Source organism: Solwaraspora sp. WMMD937 (assembly GCF_029581175.1).
Classification (GTDB): domain Bacteria; phylum Actinomycetota; class Actinomycetes; order Mycobacteriales; family Micromonosporaceae; genus Micromonospora_E.
On sequence record NZ_CP120738.1, the window covers coordinates 5,950,116 to 5,968,671 of the forward strand.

Sequence of the window (18,556 nt, forward strand, 5' to 3'; positions counted from 1 at the left end):
GTGAGCTCTCTGGGCTGTCAAGCAGCCCGATCCCGTATCCGGGGTGTCTCACGGTTAGTGGAAAATTGGCTGGCATCCCTCAACCCGCCGACATCATACTTTCGGTCAATGGGCCGGGTTCAACCTCGGCTCAAAAATCTTGTTTCGGCAGCTCAGGGCCGCCCAACGGGCACGGGCCGTATTCACCTCGTTCGACCGACAAGACAGATCACGTACCGCAAGCGACCACCTGGAAACTCAGTGGAATCGCGCCGGGTCGAGCCGATCCCGCAGTGAGAAAATCCACCCGCCGGGCGATCGCAGGGGTGCGCCGCACCGGCGGGACCGGTGCGGCGCACGAAAGGGTAGGGGACCAGGCTGGTACGGGTCAGGCAGGCAGTCCGCCCACCTGGGTGTCGATCCAGGAGCGGATCGACGGCAGGTCGCCGTAGATCGACGGGCCGGTGGCACAGGTGGAGTTGTTGTTGCCGGCGCGACTGGTGGCCCCGATCAGGTACCACCGGCCGGAGACCATCCGGACCTGCGGACCACCGGAGTCGCCGTAGCAGGCACCGGCGTTTCCGTTGGTGTTGTTGGTGCAGATCTCATAGCCGGCGTCGATGCCGAGACACCGGCTGTCCGCCACGATCGAAGTGTCCAACTCGTGGGCGACGGTCGGGGCCGAGCCGCAGCCACGGGGAGCGCAGGTCTGGCCCCAGCCGATGATCCGGGTGGCGGTGCCGACCGCCCCGGAGGTGGTCGGAATCGGTGCCGGAGCATAGCTGACCGAGCTGGCCAGCTGCATCAGCTTGACGTCGATCCGAGGGTGGTTGACCGCGCGGACCACCCGGACCACCGTGCCGCCGCTGGTCCGGTTGACGCTGCCCACCCGTACGGAGCTCGGGGTCGGGCAGTGCCTGGCGGTGACCACCCAGTTCGACTTGATCAGGGAGCCGGTGCAGCCAGAGGTGTAAACCATGAACGGGTAGTTCTCGGTAGCCGGACGGCCGTTCACCACCAGGATGCCGATCTCGTCGGCGGTGCTGGACGGCGGCGCGGCCTGCGCCGTGGTGGCCGGCAGCACAAGGCTGGCGGCGACGAACCCGGTGGCCAGCAGCATCCGGGACAGGAGCGGGAGTGCCTTCATCGTGCGGTGTCCTCATCGTCAGGGGGGTACGCGCCGACCCGATGGGCGGCGCGGCGACAGAACAGGTTGTTCGGCCTTGTCGGACAGGCGCTGCTGGGTACCCGATGCGAACACTATCGACAAACGACGATACTTCAATGCTTCTGGGGATACCGGTCCTGCCCTATCACCGGGTGATGGCACACCCGGACGCCAGCTGTCACAGGGTGAGGTCGGCTGGGATCGCCCCGGCGCGTCGGCGACCCGTGCGACCATGCGGATGCCTCCCGGTGCTGCCGCGCGGAGGTGACCATGCCGGAGGATCGACGTCCCACACCGGAGGAGAACGCCCTACCCAACCGCCGTGAGCTGCGGATCGCCCTCGCCATGCGCGGCGGCGTCAGCCTGGCGGTCTGGATCGGTGGGGCCGTCGCGGAGCTGGACGTGCTGCGTCGGACCACACCCGACCCGCGGGGCACCGCGACCCTGCGGCGGGGGAAGTCCCCGGAACGTCCCGCCCAGCAGCAGCGGGCCGAGATCTATGCCAGCATGCTCCGGCTCGCCCGCTACGACGAGGTCAAGATCGACGTACTCGCCGGCGCCAGTGCCGGCGGTCTCAACGCCGTCGTGTACGGCGTGGCTCAGTGCGTCGGCTCGACCGTCGACGCGGTCCGCAACCTCTGGCTCGACGACGCCGATCTGTGGCGGATGATGCGGCAGCCTCGCCCGGTCGGTCGGGTGCCGTCGCTGCTGGCCGGCGACAGGTATCTCTACCACCGCATCTGCCGGGCGCTCTACCGGCTGCGCGACCAGGGCCACTGCGAGCTCGCCACCGACGACATGACTGTCGACCTGTCCGCCACCCTGCTGGCCCAGGACCAGAACCAGGAACGCAGCCTGGCTGAAGGGCAGGCCCAGTTCCACTTCACCCGCCGCGACGCTCCGCTCGACACCGGGATCACCGACTTTCCCGGACCCGCCGACCGGCCGGACGCCACCGACCATCCGTGCGACGATCCGCCGCACCCGGTCAAGTACCGCCTGGACCGGCTCGCCCTTGCCGCCCGCGCCACGTCGTCGTTTCCCGGGGCGTTCGAACCCGCGTCGATCCACGCCGTAGCCGGTCACCACAACAAGCTGGAGTACGGCAGCGGCACGGACCGGACCTCGGTGCCGGAGATGTCGATGGTCTTCTCCGGACTACGGCCGCGGGGAACCAGCCTGCACATCGGGTCCGAACCGTACTACGTGGTCGATGGGGGAATTTTCGACAACATCCCGATCCGACGGGCGCTGCTGGCGATCTGCCGGACCGCAGCCGTCTCCCCCACCGACCGACGGTTGATATACCTGGATCCGGATCCGTCGCCGTCGGCTCGTAGCTCCCCGACTCAGCCGGACAGCAAGGGCGCCCTGCACTGGCTCCGGGTGCTGCTGCGGGCAATCGCGTTGAAGCAACGCACCGAGACTGAGGAGGGCGAACTCGGGCACGTCCGAAGCACCAACGACATCGGCCTCGCCGCCCAGATCCGGCAGCACCTGATCACCCAGCAGATCACGCTCACCAGAGCGCGTCGCCGGCCCCTGGGCAGCTGGCGACCGCCGGCCTGTGAGTGCCGGACCTGCCGCCGGGCCATGATAAGCGACCGAGTCGTCAGACGTGACAGCGATGCACCACCACCGTTACCGGATCATTATCGTGACTATCGGCACTCCGTCGACGCTCAGAAGATCGCCGAGATTCTCACAAAGCCGGCGGAGTACTCCATCGGCCGACCCGCCCTCTCCGGACCGTATCAGGTCCTCGGCGAGTACGAGGCGCTGCACATCCAGGCACAGATCGACGACATCTACCACCAGGGAACGGGAAACGACGAGGAGGAGTTCCGGGACATCGAGGCTGCCTACAGCGCCACCACCATGCTGATCTCCTGGGTCCGCGCGCTCGAGGAGAAGAACCGCAACTCCGATTACCGCGACGACCGCGCAGCGGGCAGCGAGGCCGCCGAACGTCTACGGGAGGTCAAGCACAAGCTCTACCGGCTGCTCGAGCTGGCCGACCACATCCGTGACCTGGCCGGCGCGGAACTGCTCCGGGACTTCCAGGGACCGGGCGGCGCGCTGGAGAACCCGGATCTGCTGGCCGCCACCCGGCGGGCGCGCGCCCTGCAAAAAAGCCTGCCGGGTCTCCCCGACAAACTCCGCCGGGCGATAGTTGACGGGCAATGCGACAGCCAACAGTTCAACCGCATGCTGTTCGAACAGTACCCGGCGAAGTACATGGCCCGGGAAGTCGACATGTCAAGCCCCGGGACGACCGCGCTGGAAGAAATCTGGACGCTGGCCGAGGACCTGAAAGGAGAGTTGCTGGAGATCGGCCAACCGATCGCCAGGCGAAAACTGCGCAGCGACGACGAACTGTGCCCGAAGGACCGGCGGGCCTGGTGCGACTCGGCATTCAAGGACGTCCACGAGTCATCGCTACGCAAATTGAGCATCAAAAAGCTGCACACCATCTTCGCGGTTGCCGGCGGCGTGCCGGGAGTGCAACCCGTCGTCCATTACCACAAGATCACCGGCAACCAGGAGAGCCCACTGCAGCAGAAGTTCCGCAACATCGACTGCAGCGAACGCCGCAAGCGCCTGACCGAGCGGCTGCGCACCGGCCGACTCGAGCCAGCCGATCCGGTGATCAACTCCCGTGCCAAGCTGGCCGGTACCACACTGCACAACTTCGGAGCCTTCCTCCGCCGGTCGTGGCGGGCCAACGACTGGGCCTGGGGCCGGCTGGACGCCGCCGCCGGCATCACCGACATGATCATCGACAAGCTCTGCGGCTGCTGCGACGACAACGAGCTCAACCGCGTCTGGCAGCGATGGGTCCAGGAGCCCGTCCCCGGCGTGTCGGGGCGGGAGTGGCGGCGGATTCTCACCGGCAGCAACGGTGACCTGCCGCCCGCGCCCACCAGGATGAGCCGCCTGCAGCCCGACCAGCGGGAGTGTCTCAAGCGTGCGCTGAAGAGCTGGCTGCAGTACCAGATCCTGTTGGAGGAGGACCAGGAGGCCAGGGAGACGGGCCGGTCCGACGACCCCGACCAACCCCGGCAGCCAGCGGCGATGGACCACTGGGAGCAACTCACCAACCGGGTGTCCCGCGGCAACGAAGGCGTCCGCGACCTTCCGGTCGCCTACCGCTACGGTCTGTCCAGCCGGGCGGTCCACCTCACCTACCGGGCCCTCTGGCCGGCCGGTAAGGGCTGGCCGACGAGGGTCGGGCGCGCCCTGCTGCTGCTGATCCGGCCGCTGGTCGTGCTGCTACCACTGGCTGCTGACCCGGCCCGCGCCGCCGCCACCACCCTGCTCGTCCTGCTCGGCTACGCGTCGATCGCCGACGCGTCCCGCGCCGACGAGAACCGGCCCGGCTGGGCCGCTGGCGTCGCCGCGCTGCTCGCGGCTGCCGCTATCGTCGTCGGCTGGATCCGGGGCACCCGAGACTGGGCGCGGCTCGACCGCGAGACCGAATCGTGGAGCGAGGAGTGGCACCGGATCGGCCATCAGATGTGGTGCACCGCCCGACGGTGGCGGGCCCTGGGCCTGGTACTGGCGGCCGTCTTCACCACCGGCGGGGTCGGGTTGCTCTGGTTGCTGCCGAGCGGCAGCCTGCTCGGCAACCGCCCGGAAACGCTGACGATCGTCGGCACCGTCACCGCCGCCACCCTGTGGTGGCTCGCCCATCGGCACGACCCGGCCCGGATCCCGCTACCCCGCCTGCGACGGCACAAGCAGCCGTACGACGCGGCGTGGAGCGCGGCGAACCACCGTCGTCACGTCCCCGTCCGGCGGGCCGTCTTCGTCTGCGCCACGCTGCTCCTGCTCCTGCCGCTGGTCATCTGGAAACAACCCCGCCGGCTGCTGGAAGGACTCACGCTCGAGCCGCTGCGGCTGGTGCCACCCCGCGCCGAGGTCACCGTGCAGGGCGTTCCCGAAGCGCACTTCCCCGCGATCGGGATCGGACTGCTCGCCGTAGCGCTGAGCGCGGTCCTGCTCTGGGGCTGGACGAGACCGTGGCCGGCTCTCGCCGCGATCATCGGCACCGGCATAGTGGTCGAGACCACCGCGCACCTGCTGTATCCCGGCCGGATAGCCAGCGGTCAGCTGACCGTGCTGCTCGTCGTCTGGGCGTCCTGCATGGCGGTGGTCACCGTCTTCCTACCTGTTACCGAGCAGTCCCCCGATCGGGTCTGACGCCGCCCGGTCACCGTCCGCCCGGCGCTCACCGGTCAGGGTCCGCCGGACGAACTCCAGCAGCAGTGCCCACTTGAACGCCTGCTGTGCGTTGTCCGCTGCTGCGGAATGCCCACCCTCGACGTTCTCGTGGTAGGTGACGTCGTGGCCGTACTCGCGCAGCCGGGCGACCATCTTGCGGGCATGACCGGGATGCACCCGGTCGTCGCGGGTCGAGGTGAGAAAGAGCGACGGCGGGTACGCCGTACCCCGTCGGATGTTCTGGTACGGCGAGTACTCTCGCAGAAACGCCCAGTCCGCCGGATCGTCGGGATCACCATACTCGGCCATCCAGGAGGCTCCAGCGAGCAGCTTGTGATACCGGCGCATGTCCAGCAGCGGCACCTGCCCGACGAGCGCGCCAAACAGTTCCGGGCAGCGGGTCAACATCACGCCCATCAGCAGCCCGCCGTTGCTGCCGCCGTAGGCGCCGAGCCGGTCCGGGCTGGACAGTCCACGGGCAACCAGGTCGGTGGCGACGGCGGCGAAGTCCTCGTACGCGCGGAGCCGGTTCTCCCGCAGCGCGGCGGTGTGCCAGCGCGGTCCGTACTCACCGCCGCCCCGGATGTTGGCGACCACGAAGCTGCCGCCCCGGGCCAGCCAGCCGGCACCGACGACGCCGCTGTAGGTCGGGGTCCAGGCGATCTCGAACCCCCCGTACCCGGTCATCAGGGTGAGCCCGGCCGCTGGTCCGGGCGGGCTGGTTTCGCCCGGTGTGACCAGGAAGTACGGCACCTCGGTGCCGTCGGCGGAGACGGCGAAGAACTGCCGGACGGTCATCTGGTCGGCGTCGAAGAAGGCCGGACCGGTCTTGACCGGTCGCGTCGGGCCGTCGACGGTGCCGTGCAGCAGCGTCGGTGGCCGGATGAATCCGGCGGTGTGCAGCAGAAACTCGTCGCCCCGGTCCGGCTCGGTGTCGGCCACGTCGGTGTGGTCGAATCCGCCGGCGTCGGGCAGCGTGCGCCGCCGCCAGCCGTCGTCGCCGGGGGTCAGGATAGTGATCTCGCTACGGACGTCGGTGAGGGTGACCAGCAGCAGATGGTTGCGGGTCCAGGCGTGGTAGCTGTAGGCGGAGCGCTCGGTCGGCTCGAAGACCGTGGTCAGCTCCCGTTTGCCAGCCAGGAACTCGTCGACCGGGGTGACCAGCACCGCGCCGGCAGGGTAGGTGATGTCACCGGTCTGCCAGTCGCTGCGCAGCTCGATCAGCAGCCACTGCCGGTGCAGGTCGATCTCGGCGTCCGAGGGCACGTCGACCAGGCCCCAACCGCCGTCGGGCCGCAGCAGGTAGGTCCGGTTGCGGAAGAACTCGGTGCGCCGTACCGCCAGGTCGCGCTCATAGCCGGCGGTCGGGTCGTGCACCACGGAGACGGTGACATCGTCGACCTCGCCGGCGAACGCCAGCGGGGCGTCGGCCAGCGCGGTGCCGCGCTGCCAGCGCCGGATGGTCCGCGGGTAGCCGGAGTTGGTGACGGTGCCGGGCCCGAAGTCGGTGCCCACGTAGATGTGGTCGCGGTCGATCCAGCAGACGGTGCTCTTCGCCTCCTCGACGAGGAAACCATCGGTCACGAAGTCTCGGGTGGTCAGGTCGAACTCGCGGACCACCGCGGCGTCCGATCCGCCCCGGGACAGCACCACCAGGCACCGGTCGTACCCGGGCCGCAGCACGTGGGCACCCTTCCAGACCCAGTTCTCCCCTTCGACCCTGGCGAGTTCGTCGAGGTCGAGCAGGATCTCCCAGCTCGGCTGCGGCCGACGGAACTCGTCGAGGGTGGCCCGCCGCCACACCCCGCGGGGATGTCCGGCGTCCTGCCAGAAGTTGTAGAGGTGGTCCCCGCGCCAGGTCGGGTCGGGAATCTTGTCGGCGGAATCGAGCACCTGCTTGATCCGGTCCCGCAGCTGGGTGAACCCCGGCTCGGCGGTCCAGCCGGCGGTGGTCTCCGCGTTGCGGTCGCGGACCCAGTCGAGGGCGGCGTCACCGAGCACCTCCTCCAACCAGAGGTACGGATCGCCGCCAGGCGACACCCGGCCGTCCATCACCATCCGTCTGTCCTCCCCCGCCCCCGGCCCGCTCTGCGGGGGTACGCACCAGGATAGGCAAACTCGTCGTACCGCACCGCCCAGCAGAGGGTGCCGCCCCAAGGCCGGCTGCGAACGTCGCCGCCGGAAGCTGGACACTGGACGCTACCGTGACGGTCGGACAAGATTGACGCACGTCCAACGTGCAGACGTGCGACCAATGATCCGTCCGGGCCGGGTGGCGCGGACGGTCGGGGCGGGAGTGGACCGGCGACGATCGGGGCTGACAGATGAGCAGCATGCAGGAGGCGCAGCGGGCACACGCCCAGCAGGTGCACGCCCAGCACCGGGCCCAGGCCTTCGCGTACCGTCAGCATCAGCAGATGGTCTGGGAGGCGGAGAACGCCCGGCAGGCCGCCGAGCAGGCCGCCGCCGAGGACGAACGTCAACGCAAGCGTCTCTACACCGAGGCCCGTGCGGCGAAGGTCGCGGCGGCCAACGCGAACCTGCGCTCGCGGGTAGCCGAGCTGGAGGAGCTGCTCGCCGACACCCTGGCCGTCGACGACCACATCGACCTCGAACGGCTCAAGCGCAGCAGCACCCCACCGCCGTTCGATCCCGGTGATCTCGCCGTGCCGCTGGCCGCACCGAAGTGGTCCGACTTCGCCCCTCCGGAGCCGGCCGGTCTGGGCCGGATGTTCGGCGGCGAGGTCCGCCACCAGCAGCAGGTCGCCGAGGCGCGACAGGTGTTCGAGCAGGCCACCGCGAAATACGAGGCGGCGGAGGCGCAGCGGCGCCGCCGGCTGGCCGCAGCCGAGGAGAAGTACCGTCAGCAGTGCGGGAAGCTGGCCGCCAAGATCGCCGCGCACAACGCGGCGATCGACCGGTTCTCCGCCGTCTTCGCCGCAGCCGACCCGAAGGCCGTCGTCGAGTACTTCGGGCTGGTGCTCGGAAACTCCGTCTACCCGGACGACTTCCCGCAGCGTTACCGGCTGGCCTACCTGCCCGAGTCCCGTCAGTTGGTGGTCGAGTACCACCTGCCGGCGGTGGAGGTCGTCCCCCGGATCCGGGAGTACCGCTACCAGCCGGCCGACGACGAGGTGACGGCGGTCGGCCGCTCGGCGACCGAGATCGCCGATCGGTACGCCGACCTCATCACCCAGATCACCCTGCGTACGGTGCACGAGTTGTACGAGGCGGACCGTACCAGGCTGCTGGAGACTGTCTGTATCAACGGCATCGTCGAACGGATCGATCCGGCCACCGGCCGACCGGCCCGGCCCTGCCTGGTCACTCTGCGTACCACCCGGGACGAGTTCGTCGCGATCAACCTGGCCAACGTCGACCCGGCCGCTTGCCTGCGCCGGCTCGGCGCACGGATCTCCGCCCATCCGGTGGATCTGGCGTCGGTGCCCGCCATCGTCGACTTCGATCAGGTCGACAAGCGGTTCGCCGACGAGATCGACGTCCTCGCCGACCTGGACCAGCGACCGGACCTGCTGACCATGCCGGCCGACCAGTTCGAGCAGCTGATCGCCGACCTGTTCACCAAGCTCGGGCTGCAGATGCGCCAGGTGCGCACGACGGCCGACGGCACGGTGGAGTGCATGGCGCACGATCCCCGCCCGCTGTTCGGCGGCACGGTCGTCGTGCTGGCTCGGCGCGGCGGCGGCACCGTGGACGTGTCGGCGGTCCGTGATCTGTTCGGCGTCGTCCAGGCGGAGAACGCCTCGAACGGCATCCTGGTGACCACCGCCGGCTACACCTCGGCGGCCTTCGACTTCGCTTCCGGAAAGCCGTTGGAGCTGATCGACGGCTCGGCGCTGCTGCACATGCTCGCCGAGACCGGCGGGGTGAAGGCCCGCATCGACCGCCGCACCTGAGCCGCGACCAGCGCGGGTCAGCAGGTCAGCGGGTCAGCGGGTCAGCGGGTCAGCGGGTCAGCGGGTCAGCGGGTCAGCGGGGAAAGTACCGGTCCAGGAACTCGTTGTGGAACACCCCGGCCGGGTCGTAGCGGACCAGCAGGTCAGCGAAGTCGTCCCACCGCGAATACCTGCCAGCGAGTTCGTGCCGGCCGATGCCGAACAGCTTGCCCCAATGCGGTCGGGGGGCGTACGGCGCCAGCGCCTGCTCGACCGCGGCGATCACCGGCGTCACCGCCGTAGCATCGGCGACCCAGGTGAAGTGGATCGCGACGCTCTCCCGCGAATGGTTCATGCTCAGCCACAAATCGTCGGCGGCGACGGTACGGATCTCGCAGACCTGCAGCACGGGCGCGACCCGGTCGCGGATCCGGGCCACCGCGTCGAGTGCCCCGACCACGTCGCTGGCCGGTACCAGGTACTCCGACTGGAGTTCGGCACCGCTGCTCGGGGTGAAGTCGAGCCGGAAGTGCGGCAACCTGGTGTGCCACGGACCGGCCACCCCCAGCTGGCTGGTGCAGTTTTCCACCGGCATTCCGGGCACCGGGTGCCGGGGGCCGTCGGCGGCGGCGAGCCCCAACCCGGCGGCGTCGACCGGCGGATGGTCGCGGTCGGTGCGCCGTTTCACCCACACCTGGTCGATACCGGTCCCGGTCCAATCGGTGAACATGCTGACGCTGTAGCCGCTGGCCTGGAGCCGGTCCCATCCGGCGACGAGCGCGTCGCGGGACAACCCATGATAGACGTACTGCGCCACGTCGAAGGTCGGCTCGATCGACAAAGTAACGCTGGTGACCACGCCGAGCCCGCCGAGACCGACCACCGCGCCGGCGAAGTCGGGATGGGACTGGTCCAGCCGGACCAGGTCTCCGTTGGCGGTCATCAGTTCCACGGCCCGTACGGCGCTGGCGAGGTTGCCGTTGCCGCGCCCTGAGCCGTGGGTGGCGGTCGTGCAGGCACCGGCGACCGAGATGTGCGGCAACGAGGCCAGGTTGTGCAGCGCGTAGCCGTGGCCGTGCAGGTGTTCGGCGAGTTCGCCGTAACGGACGCCGCCGCCGGCGGTGACCGTCGACGTCTCTGGGTCGACCGTCACGTCGGCGGGCAGGCCGGCGAGTGAGACGAGGTCTCCGTCGGTGTCGGCGAGCCGGTTGAACGAGTGTCCGGTGCCGAGCACCCGGAGCCGGGCCGAGCGGCCCACGATCTGTCGCAGCTCGTCGACGGTGGTCGGGCGGTGGACGTGACGGGCGGCGAAGGTGACGTTACGCGCCCAGTTGGTGACCGCTGTGGCCATCAGCCGTACTCCTCTCCCCGACCCGCCTCACCGTACCCTGGACCGGCGGAACCCTGGACCGGCGGACGCTACGGTCGCGCCGGAGGAGGTCCCATGCGAGTGGCTGTGTTCAGCACCGAGCCGTACGACAGGCGGTTCCTGTCCGCCGCGAACGCGCAGGCCGGTCACGACCTGGTGTTCCTGGAGCCGAGGTTGGCGGCGGAGACTGCACCGTTGGCCGACCGGCTGCGACGCGGTCTGCGCGTTCGTCAACGACGATCTCAGCGCACCGGTGCTGGAGACGCTGGCCGGCGCCGGGGTCCGGCTGGTCGCGCTGCACTCGGCCGGGTTCAACCATGTCGACCTGGCCACCGCGCGCCGGTTCGGGCTGACCGTGACCCGGGTGCCGGGCTATTCGCCGTACGCGGTCGCGGAGCACTGCGCCGGGCTGATCCTGGCACTCAACCGTAAGATCTACCGGGCCTACAACCGGGTACGCGAACACAACTTCGCCCTCAACGGGCTGCTCGGCTTCGACCTGCACGGCCGGATCGTCGGCGTCGTCGGCACCGGCAAGTTCGGGATCCGGTTCATCCGGATCATGGCAGGGTTCGGCTGCCGGGTGCTCGCCGCCGACCCGTACCCGTCGGACGAGGCCGTCGCCGCCGAAGCCAGTTACGTCCCGCTGCCGACGCTGCTCGCCGACTCGGACATCGTCACCCTGCACTGTCCGCTCATTCCCGACACCCACCACCTGATCGACGAGGAACGGATCGCGCAGATGCGCGACGGCGTGCTGTTGATCAACACCAGCCGGGGCGCGCTGGTCGACGGTCGGTCGGGTTCCCGGCGGAGCTGTGCCAGCTGCAGCACGCCGGTGGCAGGTCGTGCCCGACCCGAGTCCACGGCGATCGCTCTGGCGGCGTCGGAGGAGCCGAGGAAAAACGCCGGTTAGTTCGCCGGAGCGTGCGCGACTGCTGTGCAGCTACGCGCCAGGCCACACCCCGGTCAACCTCTGAGCTCACCACATGTCGGTGATGTTACAGAAATATTGCCCTGTATCACCACACCACCCTTGACACTGCCGCCGAGCAGTCCATATGGTCGGCTCAGTTGTACATGGTTGTCCATGAACAAGAGGGTCAGGGATGAAGATAGCAGTGGTCGGCAGCTACGGCGCCGGGCTCACCATGCGGGTGCCCCGGGTGCCGGTCGCCGGAGAGACCCTCTCCGGTGGTGACTTCAGCTCCGGACACGGCGGCAAGGGCTCCAACCAGGCCGTCGCCGCCGCCCGGCTCGGCGCGACGGTCAGCCTGCTGAGCGCCGTCGGACCGGACCAGTTCGGTGCCGCCGCCCGACAGTTGTGGGCCGAGGAGGGTGTGGACACCACTGGGGTGCGCACCGCCGACGCCCCGACGATGGTCGGAGTCATCCTGGTCGACGCCCACGGCGAGAACCGGATCGTCATCGCGCCCGGCGCCCTCGACCAGCTCACCCCGGCCGACGTCGACCGGTTCGCCGGCCGCATCACCGACGCCGACATCGTCGTCGTGTCACTGGAGATCCCACTGCCGGTGGCAACCGCCGCGCTGCGTCTGGCGCACACCAACGGCGTACGGACCCTGCTCAACCCCGCACCCGCCGTCGAACTGCCCGACGAGGCCTGGGCGTGGATCGACGTACTAACCCCGAACGCCGGCGAGGCGCAGGTGCTCACCGGCCGCCAGCCGGACGGCGACGCGCACCCGGACGACCTCGTTGACCTGATCCGTACCCGGTACCAGGGTGCGCTGGTGCTCACCCTCGGCGCCGCCGGCGCCGTCGTCGACCACCTCGGGCGGCGCACCACCGTCGAGCCGGTCCCCGTGCCCCGGGTCGTCGACACCACCGGGGCGGGCGACGCGTTCACCGGCGCGCTCGCCGTCGGCCTGGCCCGCGGCGACGCGCTCCCCGACGCCGCCCGGTACGCGGCCGCCGCAGGCGCCCACGCCGTCGGCATCGCCGAGGTCATCCCCGCCCTGGCCCACCCGGACGACGTCGCGGCCCTGCTCAGGAGACGAGACCAATGACCCAGACGACCACTCCGGCGTCCCCAGTCGCCGTTCCGGCCGCCCCACCAGTCGGCCGGTCCCCGCTGAGCCGCTTCCTGCATGCCCGCGAGGCGAGCACCTTCGGGGCGCTGGTCCTGCTGTTCGCCCTCGGCGCGTTCATCGCCCCCGGATTCCTCGGAACCGACAATTTCCTCACCGTAGGCCAGCAGATCGCCCAGATCGGCATCATGGCCATCGGCGTCACCTTCGTCATCATCAACGCCGAAATCGACCTGTCGGTCGGCTCGATCTACGGGCTCGGTGCCATCGTCTGCGGGCTGCTGATGACCTCGGACGTGGCCTGGCCGCTCGCCGCGCTCGGCGGCGTCGCCGCCGGGGCGCTCGCCGGCCTGCTCAACGGTCTGATGACGGTCGGCTTCGGTATTCCGTCGTTCATCGTCACGCTCGGCACGCTGAGTGTCTACCGTGGCGTCACGCTGCTGCTCAGCGGCGGCGCACCGATCTCGTTGTCGGCCCGGGAGCCGAACGTCGCGGAGTTCAACCTGCTCGGCCAGGGCCGGCTGTTCGGCCTGCTGCCAATGCAACTGGTCATCTTCGCCACGGTCGCGGTCCTCTTCGCCATCGTGCTGTCGAGGTCCCGTTACGGATTCAACACCTACGCGGTCGGCGGCAGCGCCGAAGCCGCCCGGCTCTGCGGCATCCACACCGGTCGGGTGAAGATCGCCGCGTTCGCCATCTCCGGCACGCTGGCGGCGCTGGCCGGCGTACTCGGGCTGTCGTTCCTGTCGTACGTGCAGGGCGTCACCGGCACCGGGATGGAGCTGACCGCGATCTCCGCGGTGATCATCGGCGGCGCCGCGCTGTTCGGCGGCTCCGGCACCATGCTCGGCACCGTCATCGGCGTCGCCTTCATCGGTGTCCTGCAGAACATCCTCAATCTGCGTGGCATCTCGTCGTTCTGGCAGACCGTGGCGACCGGCGCGGTCATCATCCTCGCCGTCGCGGCGGACACCTTCCTACGTCGACGATCCGGGCGGCGCTGACCGTCACCCGTCCGTCCGGTCCATCCCATTGCGACGCCACTGTCATCCACCCCGAAACAGCAAGGAGCCATTCGACATGCGGTCTTCCCTCCGGCGACGCGCCGCCGTCGCCACCGCGCTCGGCGCGGCCCTGTTCGCCAGCACCGCCTGCGGTGCGGTCAGCCCGGCCAACGACCCGGCCTCCGGCGACGGCGGGTTCCAGCTCGCCGGCTACATCCAGGAGGCGATCGACAACGGCGACCAGCTGACGATCCGTCTCAGCTACCACGACCCTTCACTGGCGTTCGCCGTGCCCATCCGCGAAGGCATGGACCGGGCCGCCGCCGAGCTGGGCGTCGATGCGCAGATGATCGGGCCCGCCGGTGGCAGCGCCGCCGACCAGGTCGCCGAGCTGCAGACGCTGATCAACCAGCAGCGGATCCACGGCCTGGCCGTCTCGTCGGCCAGCAACGACGCGCTGATGCCGGTCATCGCCCAGGCGTACGACGCGGGAATCCCGATCATCTCGTTCAACACCAACAACCCCGACTCGCAGCAGATGGGCTTCGTCGGTCAGGACCTGGTCGCCTCCGGTGCGGCGCTGGCCGAGGAGCTGCTCGGCGTCCTCGACGGGCAGACCGGCAAGGTCGTGGTGGTCTCCGTCGACTCCGGTGCCGGCTGGTCCAACGACCGCTTCTCCGGCTTCGAGTCGGCTCTGGACGGAGCCGGCCTGGAGATCGTCGGACCGGTGAACACCGGCAACGAACCGAGCGCCGCGTACAACACGATCGAATCGACGATGGCGGCGCAGAGCGACGCGATCGCGCTGGTCTCCCTCGACTGCTGCAGCTTCACCGCCGGGGCGACCTGGCTGCAGCAGTCCGGCAACGCAGGAAAGATCCACTCGGTCGGTTTCGACGTGCAGCCACAGACCGTCGAGTACCTCAACGACGGCGTGGTCGACCTGACCATCAGCCAGGCACCGGCCGAACAGGGCTACCAGGCGGTGAAGCTGCTCGTCGACTTCCTCGTCGACGGTACCGAGATCAGCGACGTGGACACCGGCGTCCTGGTCGTCACCCCGGACAACGTCGACGACGTACCGGTGGAGGGCTGAGCCGATGACCAGCCCGGCCACGGTCAGCACCCCGGGGGCCACGGCCGTCGCGGTGACCGGTCTGTCGAAGCACTTCGGACCAGTGCGCGCGCTGCACGACGTGACGATGGACGTCGCCGCCGGAAGCCTCACCGCCGTGATGGGCGAGAACGGCGCCGGCAAGTCGACGCTCATGAAGATCCTGGCCGGGCTGGACTCCCCCACCAACGGCACCGTACGGATCGCCGATGAGCCGGTACGCCGGTTCGACCCGGCCAACCTGCTCAGCCGGCACCGGGTCGCCCTGGTGCCACAGGAGCTGGCGCTGGCCGCCGACCGGACCGTCGCCGAGAACATCCTGCTCGGCGCGGAACCCGGCTCCCGGGTGTTTCCTCACCGCCGCCGGATGGACGAACAGGCCGCCACGCTGCTCGACCGGCTCGGCGTACGGCTGGATCCCCGGCAGCGGGTGGGCGACCTCGACGCGGCGAACGGCCAGCTGGTGGTCATCGCCCGGTCGTTGGCCCGCGACGCCCGGCTGGTGATCCTCGACGAACCCACGTCGATCCTGTCGCCGGCCGAGTCCGACCGGCTGTTCGGAGTGATCCGGCAGCTGCGTGACGACGGTGTCACCATGCTGTACGTCTCACACCGGATGCCCGAGGTGTTCGCCCTGTCGCAGCACATCCACGTGCTGCGCGACGGCCGGCATGTCGGGCACTGGCCGACCGCCGACGTCACCCCCGACCAGGTGGTGGCGGCGATGGTCGGCCGGGAACTGGCCAGTGAGCTCGACCGGGCCGGCGGGCACGCCGCACCGGCCGGCAGCACCCCCCGGCTACGGATGCGCGACGTCACCGGCACCGGCTTCACCGGTATCAACCTCGACGTCGCACCCGGCGAGGTCGTCGGCGTCGCCGGCCTACCGGACAGCGGGCGGGTCGAACTGCTGCGCGGGGTCTTCGGCGCCGACCCGGTCAGCGGTGGTGAACTGCAGCTCGACGGCACGACGTTCACCGCCCGCTCCCCCCGCGACGCGATTCGGGCCCGAGTGGCGTACCTGCCCGGGGAACGTCGCCACCAAGGGGTCCTGCCGACGATGAGCGTCGCGGACAACATCAACATCCTGACCCTCGGCCGCCGGCAACGGTTCGGCCTGCTGCGGCGGCGGGCCCTGCGACGCGACGCCGACAGCCGGGTCGGACAGCTGCGGGTCAAGACCTCCGACTCCGCTCAGGGCATCATGCAGCTCTCCGGCGGCAACCAGCAGAAGGCACTGCTGGCCCGCTGGCTGGCGATCGAGCCGCGCCTGATGCTGCTCGACGAACCCACCCGTGGCGTTGACGTCGGCGCCAAAGCGGAGATCTACCGGCTGTTCCGGGACCTCGTCGCCGACGGGGTCGCCATCGTCGTCTCATCGTCCGACCTACCCGAACTACTTACCGTCAGCGACCGGATCGCGGTGCTGGCCGCCGGGCGGCTGGTCGGTGTCCTCGACGCCGACGACGCCACCGAGGAGACGGTCATGGCGCTGGCCACCGGCGCCCACAGCATCAGGGCGAGCGCCCACACCACGAAGGAGAAGACATGAAACGCCGAGGCATCCTCAACGCCGAGCTGTCCGGGGCGCTCGCCACGCTCGGCCACACCGATCTGCTGCTGGTGGTCGACGCCGGATTCCCGATCCCCCGGGGCGCGCACCGCGTCGACCTGGCCATCGCCGAGGACCTGCCCCGGCTGACCGCGGTGCTGGACCTCGTCGCCGACGAGATCATCGTCGAAGGCGTGGTGTACGCCGAGGACGTCACCACCCACAACACCCCGCTCGCCGAGTGGCTGGCCCAGCGGTTCCCCGGCGTACCGACCGAGACCCGGGCCCACGCCGACATGCTCGGCGACCTCGCCCACCGGGCGAAGGTGATCGTCCGGACGGGCGCGTTCAACCCGTGGGGCAACGTCGGGCTGGTCTGCGGCGTGGACGTGCCGCGCTGGTTCGACGAACCCGGTGTCGTCGCCCCCGACTACTACCGGGACCGGATGTAGCCGGTACCGGGACCGGATGTAGCCGGCCCACCGCACCGCCCACCATCGTGGCCGGTCCATCGACCGGGCCTGTCGCGACAGACGAACTTTGGAGAGATCGTGATTCCTGCACCCCGCGCCGACGTCGGGACGACCCCCGCAGCGCTGGCGCCCTACATCCAGCACACCCTGATCGAGGTCGGCACCACCCACGACCAGATCGTCGCCCACGCGGAGGAGACCGTCCGGTACGGCTTCAGCGCGGCGATGGTGGCCGGCTCGTGGGTGACGGAGACCGCCGAGGTGCTACGCGGCACCGGTGTCGAGGTCGCCTCGGCGCTGGATTTCCCCACCGTCGGCGTCACCACCAGCGCGGGCAAGGCAGCCGAGGCGGAGAGCCTGGTCCGGGCCGGCGCCCAGCAGATCGACGCCGGCGTCCAGATCGGCTGGCTGAAGAGCGGCCGGTACGACGCGTTCCGCGACGACATCGCCGGCGTGGTCCGCGCGGCCGGCGTACCGGTCAAGGTGATGCTGGAGTTGCCACTGCTCACCCCGCAGGAGCGCGACATCGCGGTCGAGCTTTCGATCGAGGCCGGCGCGGCCTACCTGAAGAACGCCAGCAGCGGCGCGGTCGAGGTCGCGAACCCGGACAGCATCGCCTACCTGGTGGCGCGGGCTCCGCAGGGGGTACGGGTGAAGGCATCCGGCGGTATCAAGTCCTACCCTCAGGCGCTCGCCCTGCTCGACGCCGGGGCGGCGCTGCTCGGCACCAGCGCCGGGGTGGCTATCGTCACTGACCAGACCAGTGCTGCGACGACCAGCTACTGACCCCCGGCGGTTCACCGGTCCGGTGCGGCCCAACGGGGTCCGCACCGGACCAACCATGACGAGAAGGTGCCATGTCCGACCAGTCCAGCCCGGCCACGCAGGCGGAACGACTCGACCGCGACGCCCCGGCACCACTGCACGCTCAGGTGTCCGAGCGGATCCGCACCCGGATCCTGTCCGGCGAGTGGCCGCCGCACTACCGGCTACGCAGCGAACCGGAGCTGGCCGTCGAACTGGGCATCTCGCGCGGCACCCTGCGCCGGGCGATCGCCACCCTGATCCGCGACGGACTGCTCGTCCAGGTACAAGGCCGCGGCACCTACGTCACCTCGACAGCGATCGAGCCGTCGATCGCGCAGAAGCTGACCACCCTGTCCGAAGACTTCGCCCGGCAGGGTGTCACCGTCTCCACCCAGGTCCAGTCGCACGAGGTGATGGCCGCGCCGTCGCCGGTCGCCGCCCTGCTCGACCTGCGCCCCGGCCAGTCCGTGCTCCGGTTGGAACGGCTCCGCGCCACCACCGACGGTCCGGTCGCCTGGCTGGTCAACTATGTCCGACTCGATCTGGCCCCCGGCATCGAACAGGCCGAGCTCGCCGACCAGTCGCTGTTCGGACTGCTGGAGAACGAGTACCGGCTGAAGATCAGCACGGGCCGGCGTACGTTCTCCGCGACCGCGGCGACCGGCCGGGTCGCCGCGGCACTCGGCGTACCCGACGGTTTCCCGTTGCTCTACCTGGAGCAGATCACCTATCTCGACGACGGACGTCCGATCGAGTACTCCGACGTGTGGATTCACAGCGAACGGATGCGGGTCACCTCGCTGCTGTCCCGGCACTGACCTGCTGGACCGGCACTGACCTGCTGGACCGGCACTGCGGTTCTCCGGTACGAGGGGGTAGCCGTTTCCCCGTTCCCGCCGATTCACACGGGTTATCTTCG

The 18,556-nt window shown here is 69.8% G+C and carries 12 protein-coding genes and 1 pseudogene; 10 read left to right on the forward strand and 3 right to left on the reverse strand.

Annotated elements, in window-relative coordinates:
• Nucleotides 1-367 precede the first annotated feature (367 nt).
• Nucleotides 368-1,126 carry a serine protease gene (locus O7621_RS26225; protein ID WP_282231686.1) on the reverse strand — a complete coding sequence of 253 codons (759 nt, stop codon included), beginning with the start codon at nucleotides 1,124-1,126 and terminating at the stop codon, nucleotides 368-370.
• Nucleotides 1,127-1,417: 291 nt separating this feature from the next.
• On the opposite strand from O7621_RS26225, the gene O7621_RS26230 reads away from it, so the two are divergent.
• Nucleotides 1,418-5,350 (forward strand): patatin-like protein, encoded by a 3,933-nt coding sequence (locus O7621_RS26230; protein WP_282231687.1) that lies wholly within the window; start codon nucleotides 1,418-1,420, stop codon nucleotides 5,348-5,350.
• Here O7621_RS26230 and O7621_RS26235 read toward each other — a convergent pair.
• Nucleotides 5,315-7,429, reverse strand: a complete 2,115-nt coding sequence (locus O7621_RS26235; RefSeq protein ID WP_282231688.1) for a prolyl oligopeptidase family serine peptidase — start codon at nucleotides 7,427-7,429, stop codon at nucleotides 5,315-5,317. The genes O7621_RS26230 and O7621_RS26235 overlap by 36 nt on opposite strands.
• Before the next feature lie 266 nt (nucleotides 7,430-7,695).
• Between O7621_RS26235 and O7621_RS26240 the strand changes: the two genes are divergently transcribed.
• Nucleotides 7,696-9,288 (forward strand): restriction endonuclease, encoded by a 1,593-nt coding sequence (locus tag O7621_RS26240; protein ID WP_282231689.1) that lies wholly within the window; start codon nucleotides 7,696-7,698, stop codon nucleotides 9,286-9,288.
• A 73-nt stretch (nucleotides 9,289-9,361) separates the two neighbouring features.
• Here the strand turns inward: O7621_RS26240 and O7621_RS26245 are convergent, their stop codons facing one another.
• Nucleotides 9,362-10,618, reverse strand: coding sequence for a D-arabinono-1,4-lactone oxidase (locus O7621_RS26245; protein ID WP_282231690.1), 1,257 nt, complete (start codon nucleotides 10,616-10,618; stop codon nucleotides 9,362-9,364).
• Nucleotides 10,619-10,711: 93 nt separating this feature from the next.
• Between O7621_RS26245 and O7621_RS26250 the strand changes: the two are divergent.
• The 8 genes and pseudogenes from O7621_RS26250 to O7621_RS26285 all read left to right on the forward strand — a co-directional run.
• Nucleotides 10,712-11,438: pseudogene (locus O7621_RS26250) on the forward strand (2-hydroxyacid dehydrogenase); the annotation flags it as partial.
• Nucleotides 11,439-11,745: 307 nt separating this feature from the next.
• The gene (locus tag O7621_RS26255; protein WP_282231691.1) at nucleotides 11,746-12,666 is read left to right on the forward strand and encodes a ribokinase; all 921 of its coding nucleotides are present in this window, start codon (nucleotides 11,746-11,748) and stop codon (nucleotides 12,664-12,666) included.
• Entirely contained in the window at nucleotides 12,663-13,691 is a 1,029-nt protein-coding gene (locus O7621_RS26260; protein WP_282231692.1) for an ABC transporter permease, read from the forward strand. The genes O7621_RS26255 and O7621_RS26260 overlap by 4 nt, the downstream gene beginning before the upstream one ends.
• A 76-nt stretch (nucleotides 13,692-13,767) precedes the next feature.
• The gene (locus O7621_RS26265) at nucleotides 13,768-14,787 is read left to right on the forward strand and encodes a substrate-binding domain-containing protein (RefSeq protein WP_282231693.1); all 1,020 of its coding nucleotides are present in this window, start codon (nucleotides 13,768-13,770) and stop codon (nucleotides 14,785-14,787) included.
• A gap of 4 nt (nucleotides 14,788-14,791) precedes the next feature.
• On the forward strand, nucleotides 14,792-16,357 hold the full coding sequence (locus O7621_RS26270; RefSeq protein WP_282231694.1) for a sugar ABC transporter ATP-binding protein: 1,566 nt from the start codon (nucleotides 14,792-14,794) through the stop codon (nucleotides 16,355-16,357).
• Entirely contained in the window at nucleotides 16,354-16,809 is a 456-nt protein-coding gene (rbsD, locus tag O7621_RS26275) for a D-ribose pyranase (protein WP_282231695.1), read from the forward strand. Before O7621_RS26270 ends, rbsD begins: the two co-directional genes overlap by 4 nt.
• A 99-nt stretch (nucleotides 16,810-16,908) precedes the next feature.
• A complete protein-coding gene (gene deoC / locus O7621_RS26280) occupies nucleotides 16,909-17,616 on the forward strand; it encodes a deoxyribose-phosphate aldolase (RefSeq protein WP_282231696.1) in 708 nt (235 codons plus the stop codon).
• 71 nt (nucleotides 17,617-17,687) lie between these two features.
• On the forward strand, nucleotides 17,688-18,455 hold the full coding sequence (locus O7621_RS26285) for a GntR family transcriptional regulator (RefSeq protein ID WP_282231697.1): 768 nt from the start codon (nucleotides 17,688-17,690) through the stop codon (nucleotides 18,453-18,455).
• Nucleotides 18,456-18,556: the final 101 nt, after the last annotated feature.

Bases quoted from the DNA above. Each gene is read 5' to 3' on its own strand.
- O7621_RS26255 (WP_282231691.1), top strand. From the start codon at position 11,746: ATGAAGATAGCAGTGGTCGGCAGCTACGGCGCCGGGCTCACCATGCGG.
- O7621_RS26230 (WP_282231687.1), top strand. From the start codon at position 1,418: ATGCCGGAGGATCGACGTCCCACACCGGAGGAGAACGCCCTACCCAAC.
- O7621_RS26240 (WP_282231689.1), top strand. From the start codon at position 7,696: ATGAGCAGCATGCAGGAGGCGCAGCGGGCACACGCCCAGCAGGTGCAC.
- O7621_RS26245 (WP_282231690.1), bottom strand. From the start codon at position 10,618: ATGGCCACAGCGGTCACCAACTGGGCGCGTAACGTCACCTTCGCCGCC.
- O7621_RS26285 (WP_282231697.1), top strand. From the start codon at position 17,688: ATGTCCGACCAGTCCAGCCCGGCCACGCAGGCGGAACGACTCGACCGC.
- O7621_RS26260 (WP_282231692.1), top strand. From the start codon at position 12,663: ATGACCCAGACGACCACTCCGGCGTCCCCAGTCGCCGTTCCGGCCGCC.
- O7621_RS26235 (WP_282231688.1), bottom strand. From the start codon at position 7,429: ATGGTGATGGACGGCCGGGTGTCGCCTGGCGGCGATCCGTACCTCTGG.
- O7621_RS26265 (WP_282231693.1), top strand. From the start codon at position 13,768: ATGCGGTCTTCCCTCCGGCGACGCGCCGCCGTCGCCACCGCGCTCGGC.
- O7621_RS26270 (WP_282231694.1), top strand. From the start codon at position 14,792: ATGACCAGCCCGGCCACGGTCAGCACCCCGGGGGCCACGGCCGTCGCG.
- O7621_RS26225 (WP_282231686.1), bottom strand. From the start codon at position 1,126: ATGAAGGCACTCCCGCTCCTGTCCCGGATGCTGCTGGCCACCGGGTTC.
- rbsD (WP_282231695.1), top strand. From the start codon at position 16,354: ATGAAACGCCGAGGCATCCTCAACGCCGAGCTGTCCGGGGCGCTCGCC.